Source organism: Streptomyces sp. NPDC091287 (assembly GCF_044768525.1).
Classification (GTDB): domain Bacteria; phylum Actinomycetota; class Actinomycetes; order Streptomycetales; family Streptomycetaceae; genus Streptomyces.
In genome coordinates, this window is sequence record NZ_JBIVUV010000006.1 from 298,680 (window position 1) to 310,860 (window position 12,181).

9 protein-coding genes are annotated in these 12,181 nt (G+C 72.7%); 5 read left to right on the top strand and 4 right to left on the bottom strand.

Features of this window, described 5'->3' with window-relative positions; all coding sequences use genetic code 11:
* Window positions 1-103 precede the first annotated feature (103 nt).
* On the top strand, window positions 104-508 hold the full coding sequence (locus tag ACIQRW_RS12495) for a DUF3040 domain-containing protein (RefSeq protein WP_018957470.1): 405 nt from the start codon (window positions 104-106) through the stop codon (window positions 506-508).
* A gap of 259 nt (window positions 509-767) precedes the next feature.
* Here ACIQRW_RS12495 and ACIQRW_RS12500 read toward each other — a convergent pair whose 3' ends face one another.
* The 4 genes from ACIQRW_RS12500 to ACIQRW_RS12515 all read right to left on the bottom strand — a co-directional run bounded on the left by ACIQRW_RS12500 (window position 768) and on the right by ACIQRW_RS12515 (window position 6,418).
* Window positions 768-3,188: a DUF3488 and DUF4129 domain-containing transglutaminase family protein gene (locus tag ACIQRW_RS12500; RefSeq protein WP_403758084.1), complete on the bottom strand. Its 2,421-nt coding sequence runs from the start codon at window positions 3,186-3,188 to the stop codon at window positions 768-770.
* Window positions 3,185-4,552 (bottom strand): DUF58 domain-containing protein, encoded by a 1,368-nt coding sequence (locus ACIQRW_RS12505; protein WP_403758087.1) that lies wholly within the window; start codon window positions 4,550-4,552, stop codon window positions 3,185-3,187. Before ACIQRW_RS12505 ends, ACIQRW_RS12500 begins: the two co-directional genes overlap by 4 nt.
* Window positions 4,552-5,604: a MoxR family ATPase gene (locus ACIQRW_RS12510; RefSeq protein ID WP_359621675.1), complete on the bottom strand. Its 1,053-nt coding sequence runs from the start codon at window positions 5,602-5,604 to the stop codon at window positions 4,552-4,554. Before ACIQRW_RS12510 ends, ACIQRW_RS12505 begins: the two co-directional genes overlap by 1 nt.
* Before the next feature lie 250 nt (window positions 5,605-5,854).
* Complete coding sequence (locus ACIQRW_RS12515; protein ID WP_361867353.1) at window positions 5,855-6,418, bottom strand: carbonic anhydrase; 564 nt, start codon at window positions 6,416-6,418, stop codon at window positions 5,855-5,857.
* Between the two features lie 428 nt (window positions 6,419-6,846).
* Between ACIQRW_RS12515 and rsmH the strand changes: the two genes are divergently transcribed.
* The 4 genes from rsmH to ACIQRW_RS12535 all read left to right on the top strand — a co-directional run bounded on the left by rsmH (window position 6,847) and on the right by ACIQRW_RS12535 (window position 12,180).
* On the top strand, window positions 6,847-7,812 hold the full coding sequence (gene rsmH, locus ACIQRW_RS12520; protein WP_403758089.1) for a 16S rRNA (cytosine(1402)-N(4))-methyltransferase RsmH: 966 nt from the start codon (window positions 6,847-6,849) through the stop codon (window positions 7,810-7,812).
* A gap of 61 nt (window positions 7,813-7,873) precedes the next feature.
* Window positions 7,874-8,428, top strand: a complete 555-nt coding sequence (locus tag ACIQRW_RS12525) for a septum formation initiator family protein (protein ID WP_403758092.1) — start codon at window positions 7,874-7,876, stop codon at window positions 8,426-8,428.
* Window positions 8,429-8,432: 4 nt separating this feature from the next.
* Window positions 8,433-10,421 carry a peptidoglycan D,D-transpeptidase FtsI family protein gene (locus ACIQRW_RS12530; protein WP_403758095.1) on the top strand — a complete coding sequence of 663 codons (1,989 nt, stop codon included), beginning with the start codon at window positions 8,433-8,435 and terminating at the stop codon, window positions 10,419-10,421.
* Between the two features lie 40 nt (window positions 10,422-10,461).
* Window positions 10,462-12,180, top strand: coding sequence for a UDP-N-acetylmuramoyl-L-alanyl-D-glutamate--2,6-diaminopimelate ligase (locus ACIQRW_RS12535; protein ID WP_403758097.1), 1,719 nt, complete (start codon window positions 10,462-10,464; stop codon window positions 12,178-12,180).
* The last annotated feature ends 1 nt before the right edge of the window (window position 12,181 follow it).

Sequence of the window (12,181 nt, forward strand, 5' to 3'; positions counted from 1 at the left end):
CTGGCTGAGCGCTAGAGGGCAGGGTTTCACGGGGGCGAATCCCTGCCTATCCTGGAAGGGCCGCATACCGGTCGCCCCCGCGGCCGACGACGAGGAGGATCCCGTGCCGCTCTCGGAGCACGAGCAGCGCATGCTCGAGCAGATGGAGCGAGCGCTGTACGCCGAAGATCCCAAGTTCGCGACAGCGCTCGAGGGAAGCGGACTGCGTACGTACACCCGGAAAAGGGTCTATCAGGCGGTCGCTGGCTTCCTGGTGGGTATCGCGCTCCTCATGGCCGGAATGGTCGCCCAGCAGATCTGGATCAGCGTGGTGGGGTTCCTCGTCATGCTCGGCTGTGCCGTGCTCGCGGTCACCGGATGGCGCAAGGCGCCCAAGCCCGGTGAACAACAGCCGGCTGCCGCGGGCAGCGGGGACAGCGGCGCAGGCCGCCGACCGAGACAACGCCGGTCGATGATGAACCGCATCGAGCAGCGGTGGCAGCGCCGCCGCGACGAACAGGGCCAGTAGACGCCTCGGTCCTGCTCTTCTCCGCAGGACCGGGCGATGGCACGTGACACCGATGGCTGAGGGGTGGCCGCATTTTCTGCGGCCACCCCTCAGCCATTGCCCGACGCGCCGCTTGAGCCGCTGCCCGCGCTGCCCACGGTGCCCTTGCCCGACCGTGCCGTCGGCCGTGGCGCTGCTGTCCCACAGCGCTGAGCCTCCGGTTCCGACCCCTGCCCGGGGTCGGGACCGGAGGCTCTGTCGTGCTTCGCCCCCGACCGCCTCAGCCGTGCTGACGTGTGAGGCGGCGCAGCCGGGCCGTCCAGCGACCGGCTCCCGGGCGGCCCGCCCATCGCTCACCGAGCGCCGCCCGGCGCTCGGTGAGGGCCCACACCACCCGGACGGACGATCGGGGCAGGAGCGTCGCCCGCAGCCGGGTCCCGCGGTCGGCCGATGCCCGCAGACCCGCCCGTACCACCTGCGCGTCCTCGGCCAGTCCGGACGCGGGGCGCGGCTCGGGGGCGTACAGCACCTGCTCCACCGAGCTCGCGATCCGGTGCACCGCCTCGGCCGCGGTGGTGTCGAGGCGGCCCAGCCGCACGATCCTGGCCGCCGCCTTCCGTGGCGTCAGCGACTCGTCCGGCGCGATGCCGTGGTCCCAGGCCGTGTCGGTGAGCTCCCGCCAGGCGGCCAGCGTCCGGGCGGCGGCGTCCGCGGCCGTCCGGCCCCTGGAGCCCAGTCGGCGGTTCCGCGTCCGGAGTCGCCACAGGAGCGGCGACAACACCAGCGCCGCCACCAGCAGGAGCGCCGCGTGAACCACCAGCAGGACCTTCCAGAGCGGAGTGCCCCGGTCGGTCGGCAGCGCCGCTCCAGGCTCCTGCGAGGGACCGCACCCGCCTTCCTGACGCAACTGCGGCGGGCAGCTGTCCTCGGCGGAGGGTGCCGCGGACGGCTCGTCGGAGGTGTCCGCGGAGGGCTCGGCGACGTCGCTCGCACTGTCCGAGGGCACCTCGGGGCGGGTCCACGAGGGGGTGCTGCCCCGGCTCGGGGTGGGTTCGAACCGGGTCCACCCGACCCCCTCGAAATACAGCTCGGGCCAGGCGTGGGCGTCGCGCAGCCCGACCGAGATCGCCCCGTCCGCCTTCATGGTCCCCGGGGTGAAGCCCACCGCCACCCGGGCCGGGATACCCAGCGTCCGCGCCATCGCGGCCATCGAGAACGAGAAGTGGACGCAGAAGCCCTCCTTGTCGCGGAGGAACCGAGCGATGGCGGACGACCCCGTCCCCGAGGTGACCGTCGTGTCGTACGTGAAGCCACCGTCGGACGCGAACCAGTCCTGGAGCTTCACGGCCTGCTCGTAGGCGTTGGACGCGCCTTCGGTGACCTGCTCGGCGGTCTCGGCGACCACCTTGGGCAGGGAGCCGGGAACCCGGGTGTACTCGCGGACCAGCTCCTGGGGCGGTGAACCCGCGGCCGCGAGCTGGTCCGCCGTGGGTTCGACGACCAGACTGCCGACCTCGTACTGCGCGCCGCGCGTGGTCTGTCCGTCGTCGCCGACCAGGGTGCGGCCCTCGGGCTCGTACCGCCAGCGACCGCCGACGCGGACCTCGCTGGCCGGGTAGGGGAGCGGCAGATAGGTCTGCTGGTAGGAGCGCGATGCGGAGATGTTCGTCCGGACCTCGGTGACGGAGACGTCCCTGCCCAGCCCGGTGGGTTGCGGGAGGCGGTCGGGAACGTCCGTCAGCCGGCGGGTGGAGGACCTCCACTCGCTGCCGTTGAACTCGTCCAGGGCCAGGATCCGGAGGTAGAGACTCTGCGGGTCCTCGATGTTGCTGCGGTACGTCATCACCTCCCGGTTGTCCGGCTGGTTGAGGTTGTTCTGCAGCGAGACCAGCGGATTCACCGCGGAGATGGTGCCGCCGCCGCTGCCCCTGCCGGTCCCCGGGCCGTCGCCGCCCAGCAGTCCGCTGTCCAGGGCGGGCAGGGCCAGGGGGGCCACCAGGGCGATGCCGAGCGCGAACACGCCGATCCGCCGCCCGGTGCGGACGGGGGAGGAGCCGCCGCTCACCCCGGCCAGCCCGTCGGCCAGACCGCCCGAATTCCGTGTGGCGCCACCGAAGACGCGGCCCCACTGGGAGAGCCGGTCCCGGCCCTCCGCCAGCAGGAGCAGGAGATAGCCGGAGGCGGCCAGCAGGAACCACAGCCAGCTCGCTCCGCCGTCGGAGAGACCGGCCGCGACCGAATACAGGGCGAGGAGGGGCAGTCCGGCGGGGGCCGCGCTGCGGAAGGTCACCGCCAGGGCGTCCACGGCAAGACCGATCAGGACCACCCCGCCGACCACCATCAGCTTGATGCCGTCGGTCATCGGGGCCGGGATGGCGTACGTGCCGACGTCCTCCCCGCCCGCCACCAGCAGCTCACCGAGCCGCATGAGGGCCGTCGGCCCTGGCACCACCCCGAACAGGGCGTGGTCCCGGACGAACACCAGCGTCAGCAGCAGCAGGGTGACCAGCGTCTGGACGCCGATGGTCAGCATCCTCGCCAGCGGCACCCGGCGCGCGAGGGCGCCCACCCCGCTCTGGACGGCGAGCAGCACCGCCGCCTGCACCAGCCAGCCGACCCCCTCCACCAGCGGGATCAGCGCCCCCGCCGCCAGCAGCGACGCCGCATAGGCGCACAGCGCCAGCCTGGCCCGCCCGCTCATGACCATCCCCCCGTGAAACCTGTGGCGCCGCCGCTCGTGGCCGACGGCGAATCCGTGCGCATCCCGCCCGCCAGCTGCCACAGTGCGGGCAGCTCGGCCCCCGGCTCCACGGGCACCGCGATCCAGCCCGCCTCGCGCAGCCGCCGCAGCCGCTCCCCGGCCCGCCCCGCGCCGTCCTCGTCGCCGGCCCAGGCGGCGCTGTCCAGGACGAAGGCGACCCCCGCCCCGGCCCGCTGCCGCATCCGTGCCGCGACCGCGGCCTGTTCCTCGTCCAGATCGCCGAAGAAGGCGATGAGCAGTCCCTCGTTGCCGCCGCGCAGCACGTCATGGGCGCGCGAGAGGCCCCCGCCGTCGGAATGGCCGACCACCGCGAGCGTGTCGAGCATCAGGCCCGCCGAGTCCGCGGACTCCTGGGTCGAGCCCGCGTAACCGCCCGACCCCTCGCCGGGCACCGCGTTCCCGTCGTCCGTGAGCAGCCGTACGGCGAAGCCGCGCTCCAGCATGTGCACGAGCGCCGAGGCCGCCCCGGAGACCGCCCATTCGAAGGCCGAGTCGGGTCCGGCGCCCTGGTAGCCGATCCCCCGGGTGTCCAGCAGGACCGTGCACCTGGCCCGCTGCGGCTGTTCCTCACGGCGCACCATCAGCTCGCCGTAGCGGGCGGTGGAGCGCCAGTGGACCCGGCGCAGATCGTCGCCGTGCCGGTAGCCGCGCGGAATGATGTCGTCCTCACCGGCCAGCGCGAGGGACCGCTGCCGCCCGTCGCCGTATCCGGAGGCCTCGCCCGCCAGCCGCAGTACGGGCAGCGGCACCGTGCGCGGAATGACGACGAGGGTGTCGTACGCGCTGAAGGAGCGGGTCAGCTCGCACATCCCGAACGGGTCGCTGAGCCGCAGTTGCAGCGGGCCCAGCGGATAGCGTCCGCGCAGGTCGGAGCGGACCCGATAGGACACCTCGCGCCGGCCGCCCGCCTCCACCCGGTCCAGGACGAAGCGGGGGCGCGGGCCGAGGACGTACGGAACACGGTCCTGGAGCATCAGCAGTCCGGTGGGCAGCCGGGAGACGTTCTCCATCCGCAGGTGCACCCGGGCCTCCGCGCCCGCGGGCACGCGCGACGGTGAGAGCCGCCGGGTGCCCGTCACCCGGTAGCGGGTGCGGTAGAGCACGGTCACGCAGACCAGGGGCAGCACGGCCAGCAGCAGCCCGACCCGCAGCAGATCGCCCTGGCCCAGGACGTACGCGCAGACGGCGGCGGCGAGACCGGCGGCCAGGAACGAGCGTCCCCGGGTGGTCAGTCCGCCCAAGGCCGCCCGGAGGCCGCCCTTCCTGTCGCCGTCCTCCACGGCGCCGGGCTCGCCGGCCGCCATCACAGCCGCCGTGCCCCGGGCTGCTGCTGGTGGTACAGCGGGCGGCCCGGCTCCTGCCCGCCCGGCGCGGGCGGCGCGGTGCCACCGGCCGAGGTCGGTACGGGGGTGCGCTGGATGATCTCCAGGACCACCTGCTCCGCCGTGCGGCGGTTCAGCTGGGCCTGGGCGGTGGGCAGCAGCCGGTGCGCGAGCACCGGCGTGGCCAGCGCCTGCACGTCGTCCGGCAGGGCGTAGTCGCGCCCGCTGAGCGCGGCGGACGCCTTCGCGGCGCGCAGCAGGTGCAGCGTCGCGCGCGGGGAGGCGCCGAGTCTGAGATCGGGGTGGCTCCGGGTGGCCCCGACGAGCTCCACGGCGTAGCGCCGCACGGCGTCGGCGACATGCACCGTACGGACGGCGTCGATCAGCTTCACGATGTCGTGGGCGTGGGCCACCGGCTGGAGGTCGTCCAGCGGGGAGACGCCCCCGTGCACGTCGAGCATCTGGAGCTCGGCCTCCGGGCTGGGGTAGCCGATGGAGACCCGGGCCATGAAGCGGTCGCGCTGGGCCTCGGGCAGCGGGTAGGTGCCCTCCATCTCGACCGGGTTCTGGGTGGCCACCACCATGAACGGGTCGGGCAGCTCGTAGGAGTGCCCGTCGATGGTGACCTGGCGCTCCTCCATCGACTCCAGCAGCGCCGACTGCGTCTTCGGCGAGGCGCGGTTGATCTCGTCGCCGATCACGATCTGGGCGAAGATCGCGCCCGGCTTGAACTCGAAGTCCCGCCGCTGCTGGTCGAAGATCGACACACCGGTGATGTCCGAGGGCAGCAGGTCCGGTGTGAACTGGATCCGTCGCACCGAACAGTCGATGGACCGCGCCAGCGCCTTGGCCAACATGGTCTTGCCGACACCGGGGACGTCCTCGATGAGGAGATGCCCCTCGGCGAGGAGCACCGTCAGCGAGAGCCGTACGACCTCGGGCTTGCCCTCGATCACACCCTCCACCGACCTGCGTACCCGCTCTGCTGTGGTGGTCAGATCCGTGAGGCTCGCTCGATCGTCATAGGTCGTCACCCGGCCCTCCTCGGCCCTTTTGCGCAGGGGCCGTCGCGCGTACCCGCGCGGCCCACCCCGAAAAATCGGACACTCCTCCGGAAGACCCGGGGATGTCACACCCGCATTCTTGTTGCCGTTACCGCTTCGTGTCACTCGCCTGTGGATAAGTGGGTGTGAAATGTCAGCGTCTGTCGCGATTTCGGCACCGCGAGGCGCGGTGATGAGTGCGTGAGGTGCGGCGGAGGGCCGGGAAGCGAGGTGAGTGCGTTCAGGAAACGGAGTGGATCTCGCGCAGCAGACCGGTGGTCACGTCGAAGACGAACCCGCGCACGTCGTCGGTGTGGAGCAGGAACGGCGAGGTGCGCACCCGCTGCATCGACTGGCGCACGTCCTGGTCGGCGTCCGTGTAGGCCTCGACCGCCCAGACCGGACGCTGGCCCACCTCGCGCTCCAGCTCCTGCCGGAAGTCCTCGGTGAGGGACTCCAGGCCGCAGTTGGTGTGGTGGATGAGGACCACGCTGCGGGTGCCGAGCGCCCGCTGGCTGATGGTCAGCGAGCGGATCACGTCGTCGGTGACCACGCCGCCCGCGTTACGGATGGTGTGGCAGTCGCCGAGCTCCAGGCCGAGCGCCGCGTGCAGGTCGAGACGGGCGTCCATGCACGCGACCACGGCCACCTGGAGGACGGGACGCGCGTCCATGCCCGGATCCCGGAAATCCTTCGCGTACCCGGCGTTCAGCGCGACGAGCCGGTCGGTGACCTGGCCCCCCTCGCGGACCGCCGCAGCGGTGGACGTCACGGACTCGGCGGGAGAGTGAGCAGAAGTCGACATGGATACGACGTTAGCCTTCCCGCCTGGCCCGGGCGTGCTGTGAGAGCGGACAAAAAACGCCAACTCGGCTTGTTGTGAGCTAACCCACAGGACTCACAGGGATGCACCCGTTCGGGTGGGTTCGCCGCATCCGGACGGGTGGCGCGACTCGCTGCCCGGTTCGTTGATCGCGAATCGATCGAATGGCAGGGTGGACTAAAGTAACGCGAAGTCACCAACCACCTCCGTACCCACTGCCCCATCGCACCCCCTGCACCTCCTGCATATTCCGTATTTCCCCCGTGATGTGCGGCGTACGTGCGACCCGGCCCTCTCCCGCTCTCGGTCGGCCGACGCCTCTTCCCCGGCGCCGGCGGACCTCCCCTTCAGAGCGGGCGGGGACCAGGACGTACGTGCCGGCCGCGCGGGACAGAGCCTGAGAGGGCGCCTTGAGCCAGACCCGACACGTCCCCGTGATGCTCCAGAGGTGTCTGGACCTGTTGGCCCCGGCTCTCCAGGACCCGGCCCACCCGGAGCCCGTGGTCGTCGACTGCACCCTCGGCCTCGGCGGTCACAGCGAGGCGCTGCTCGCCTCCTTCCCCACCGCCCGGCTGATCGCCCTGGACCGCGACAAGGAGGCGCTCCGCCTCTCCGGTGAACGACTCGCCCCCTACGGCGACCGCGCCACCCTCGTCCACGCGGTCTACGACGAGCTCCCCGAGGTCCTCGCGCGGCTCGGGATCCCGAAGGTCCAGGGCGTGCTGTTCGACCTCGGCGTCTCCTCCATGCAACTGGACGAGGCCGACCGCGGATTCGCGTACGCCCAGGACGCCCCGCTCGACATGCGGATGGACCAGAGCACCGGCATGGGCGCCGCCGAGGTGCTCAACACCTACCCGCCCGGCGAACTGGTCCGGATCCTGCGCGCGTACGGCGAGGAGAAGCAGGCCAAGCGGATCGTCTCCGCCGTCGTCCGCGAACGCGAGAAGGAGCCGTTCAGCAACAGCGCCCGGCTCGTCGAGCTGATCCGCGACGCGCTGCCGCAGGCCGCCAAGCGCACCGGTGGCAACCCCGCGAAGCGGACCTTCCAGGCCCTGCGCATCGAGGTCAACGGCGAGCTGAGCGTCCTGGAGCGGGCCATTCCGGCCGCCGTCCAGTGCCTCGACGTCGGCGGCCGCATCGCCGTGCTGGCCTACCACTCGCTGGAGGACCGGCTGGTCAAGCAGGTCTTCGCGGCCGGCGCCGCCAACACCGCGCCCCCCGGACTGCCCGTCGTCCCCGAGCGCTACCAGCCCCGGCTGAAGCAGCTCACCCGGGGCGCCGAGCTGCCCACCGAGGAGGAGGTCGCCGAGAACCGGCGCGCCGCCCCCGCCCGGCTGCGCGGCGCCCAGCGCATCCGCGCGGAGGAGCGATGAGCGCCCGGCGTCGCCCGACGCGAAGCGGCCGCCCGGCACCGGGCGACAGGGGAGCCGTGCGGTGAGCAAACCGGCCGCACCGCTGAAGGGGCGGGCCGCGCGGCTCGCCCGGCTGATGCCGTCCACCGGGCCCAGCACCGCGGCCCGCACCCCCTTCGTGCTGCTGGTCGTCCTGCTCCTGGGCGGCGGGCTCATCACCCTGCTCCTGCTGAACTCCGCGCTCAACGAAGGATCGTTCAGGCTCAGCGAGCTGAAGCGGGACACCACCGAGCTCACCGACGAGCAGCAGGCGCTCCAGCGCGACGTCGACAGCCGTTCCCAGCCCGACGCCCTGGAGCGCCGGGCCCGGGAGCTGGGCATGGTCCCCGGCGGCAGCCCCGCCTTCCTGAACCCCGACGGCACGGTCCGCGGCAACCCCACCGAGGCCACCGCCCCGCCGCCGAGCCCCACGCCGAGCCCCAGCGCCGGGACCCCCGCCGCCGGGGCCCCGGCCGGGCCCTCCGGCTCCACGCCGCCCTCCGGATCCGTCCCCGCGACCGTCCCCGCGACCGAGCCCGACCCCGCAACCGCCCCCGCGGCGGAGAGCACCCCGCCCCCGACGAGCCCCGGCAGGTGACGCAGTGCCGCCCAAGGAACCGCCGCGCCGCCGCGTACCCGGCCCGGCCCGCCCCCGTAACGGGGCATCAGGCTCCGGCCGCTCCGGCCCGCGCCCACCGGCCCGCCGCCCCCGTTCCGCCCCGGGGCGCACCACCGCGCGCCCAGGCGCACAGCGCGCCCTGCGCCTCGGCAGCCCCCGCCCCCGGCTGCGGCTGGTCAGCCTCGGGCTGACGCTGGTCATGCTGGCCTTCGTGGCCCGGCTGCTCCAGGTCCAGGCCGTCGACGCCAGCGCGTACGCGGCCAAGGCCGAGAAGAACCGCTACCTGGAGTACACGGTCGCCGCCGAGCGCGGCGAGATCACCGACCGCAAGGGCGTCGCGCTCGCCACCAGCGTGGACGCGCACAACATCACGGCCGACCCGAAGATGTTCACGCCCGAGGACAGCAAGGCCCCCGACGCGCCCCAGCAGGCGGCGGCCCTGCTCGCCCCGATCCTCGGCAAGGACGTCGACGAGCTCGTCAAGAAGCTCTCGGCGCCGGGGTCCCGCTACACCGTGCTCGCCTACCGGCAGACCCCCCAGGTCTGGAAGCAGATCAAGGACCTCAAGTCCGTCTTCGCCGAGAAGGCGTACGAGGACAAGCTGAAGGGTGGCCCGGGAGCCAACGTCCTGGCCGGCGTCCTCCAGGTGCCGACCACCAAGCGCGTCTATCCCAACGGGGATCTCGCCGCCGGGATACTGGGATTCGTCAGCGCCGACGGCAAGGGCGGCGGCGGCCTCGAATCGCAGCTCAACAAGGAACTCGCGGGCGAGGACGGCAAGATCCGCTACGCCCAGGCCGGCGGCCGCCGGGTTCCCACCGCGGGCGGCAGCGAGATTCCGGCCGTGCCCGGCTCCGACATCGAGCTGACCATCGACCGCGACATCCAGTGGGCCGCCCAGAAGGCCATCAGCGACCAGGTCGAGAAGTCCAAGGCCGACCGCGGCTACGTCATCGTGCAGAACACACGGACCGGCGAGCTGCTGGCCATGGCCAACGCCCCCGGCTACGACCCCAACGACCTCTCCCAGGCGACCTCCGCCTCCCTCGGCAACGCCGCCCTCCAGGACGTGTACGAGCCCGGCTCCACCAGCAAGGTCATGTCCATGGCCGCCGTACTGGAGGAGAAGGCCGCCACGCCCGGCACCCACGTCACCGTCCCCAACCGGCTGCACCGCGGCGACCGGCTCTTCAAGGACGACGTGGACCACCCCACCTGGTACCTCACGCTCAACGGGGTCCTCGCCAAGTCCAGCAACATCGGCACCATCCTGGCGACCGGTCAGCTCGGCAAGACCCAGGCGGAGTCCAACCAGGTCCTCTACTCCTACCTGCGCAAGTTCGGCCTCGGCTCCAAGACCGGGCTCGGCTACCCCGGGGAGTCGCCGGGCCTCCTGGCCCACCCCAAGGACTGGTCGACCTCGCAGCAGTACACGATCCCCTTCGGCCAGGGCCTCTCGCTCAACGCCGTCCAGGCCGCCTCGGTCTACTCCACCATCGCCAACGGCGGCGTACGGATCGCCCCCACCCTCGTCCGCGGTGCCAAGGGCTCCGACGGGCGCTTCACCGCCGCCGAGGCCCCCGAGGAGAACCGGGTGGTCAGCGAGAAGACCGCCAAGGCCCTGGCGACGATGCTGGAGTCCGTCGTCGACGACCGGGAAGGGACGGGCACCAAGGCCGCCATCCCCGGATACCGGGTCGCGGGCAAGACCGGCACCGCCAACCGCGTCGACCCCGTCCGCGGCGTCTACAAGGGCTACACCGCCTCCTTCGCGGGCTTCGCCCCCGCCGACAACCCGCAGATCACCGTCTACTGCGCGATCCAGAACCCCACCAAGGGCAGCTACTTCGGCGGCCAGATCTGCGGCCCGATCTACAAGCAGGTCATGGAGTTCGCGCTCAAGACGCTCCAGACCCCACCGTCCGGCAGCGAGCCGCCCCGGCTGCCGGTGTCCTTCAAGCCCGGCGAGTGAACACGGGGATGCGCGAGCATCTCCTCCAAGGGAACCCTCAGTGACAACCATCACCCCCGACCCCGGGAACCGGAACGAGAACCGCCGGAACCAGGGTCCCTCGCTTCGCGAGACGCCGCACCGGCCCGGTACGCTCACCGCCGTGCCCCACGCTGATCAGTCCCAAACCTCTCAGAAGGACGCGCCTGTGACCTACCCGGGAGCGCCCCGACCGGACCGGCTCCGGCCCACCCCTCTCGGCGAGCTGGCAGACCGGCTCGGCGTCGAAGCGGCCGGGTCCGGTGAGGTCACCGGCATCACCCACGACTCACGGGCCGTGCGACCCGGAGACGTGTACGCGGCCCTGCCCGGCGCCCGCTTCCACGGCGCCGACTTCGCGGCCCAGGCCGCCGGCCTCGGCGCCGCCGCCGTCCTCACCGACCCCGCCGGCGCCGAACGCGCCGCGGCCACCGGCCTGCCGGTGCTGGTCAGCGAGGACCCCCGCGCCGTCATGGGCGAGCTGGCCGCCGACATCTACGGGCGGCCCGGCATCGGCCTGCTCCAGCTCGGCATCACCGGCACCTCCGGCAAGACCACCACCGCGTACCTCGTCGAGGGCGGACTGCGCGCCGCCGGGCGCCCCACCGGGCTGATCGGCACCGTCGAGATGCGGATCGGCGACGAGCGCATCAAGTCCGAGCGCACCACCCCCGAAGCCACCGACCTCCAGGCCCTGTTCGCCGTCATGCGCGAACGCGGCGTCGAGGCCGTCGCGATGGAGGTCTCCAGCCACGCCCTGGTGCTCGGCCGGGTCGACGGCTGCGTCTTCGACGTCGCCGTCTTCAACAACCTCAGCCCGGAGCACATGGAGTTCCACTCCGGCATGGAGGACTACTTCCAGGCCAAGGCCCAGCTCTTCACCCCCGAACGCAGCCACCGCGGCGTCGTGAACTTCGACGACGAGTACGGCCGCAGGCTCCTGACCGAGTCCGGGGTGCCGGTCACCAGCTTCTCCGCCGAGGGCCACCCGGACGCCGACTGGCACGCCGAGGACGTCGAGGTCGGACCGCAGGACAGCACCTTCACCGCCGTCGGACCGAAGGGCGAGCGGATCACCGCCCGCGCCCCGCTGCCCGGCCCGTTCAACGTCGCCAACACCCTCGCCGCGATCGTCACGCTGGCCGTCGCGGGCGTCGACCCGCAGACCGCCGCCGACGGCATCGCGGCCGTCCCCGGGGTCCCCGGCCGGCTGGAGCGGGTGGACGCCGGACAGCCCTACCTCGCCGTCGTCGACTACGCGCACAAGACCGACGCCGTCGAGTCCGTACTGCGCTCCCTGCGCAAGGTCACCGAGGGCAAGGTGCACATCGTCCTCGGCTGCGGCGGCGACCGCGACACCACCAAGCGCGGCCCGATGGGGGCGGCAGCCGCCCGGCTCGCCGACACCGCCGTGCTGACCTCCGACAACCCCCGCTCCGAGGACCCCCTCGCGATCCTCGCCGCGATGCTCTCCGGCGCCGCCGAAGTACCCGTCCACGAGCGCGGCGACGTGCTGGTCGACGCCGACCGCGCCTCGGCCATCGCCGCCGCCGTCGCCCGCGCCGAAGCGGGCGACACCGTCCTCGTCGCGGGCAAGGGGCACGAACAGGGCCAGGACATCCACGGGGTGGTACGCGCCTTCGACGACCGCAAGGTCCTGCACGCAGCCATCGAGCGGTCCCTCACGCGCCCCGGCGCCGCGGACCGCGCCCCTCACCTCGAGAACAACAGTCAGGGATGAC

Coding starts and splice junctions, on each gene's coding strand:
- ACIQRW_RS12515 (WP_361867353.1), bottom strand. CDS start 6,418: ATGTCGACTTCTGCTCACTCTCCCGCCGAGTCCGTGACGTCCACCGCT.
- ACIQRW_RS12500 (WP_403758084.1), bottom strand. CDS start 3,188: ATGAGCGGGCGGGCCAGGCTGGCGCTGTGCGCCTATGCGGCGTCGCTG.
- ACIQRW_RS12505 (WP_403758087.1), bottom strand. CDS start 4,552: ATGGCGGCCGGCGAGCCCGGCGCCGTGGAGGACGGCGACAGGAAGGGC.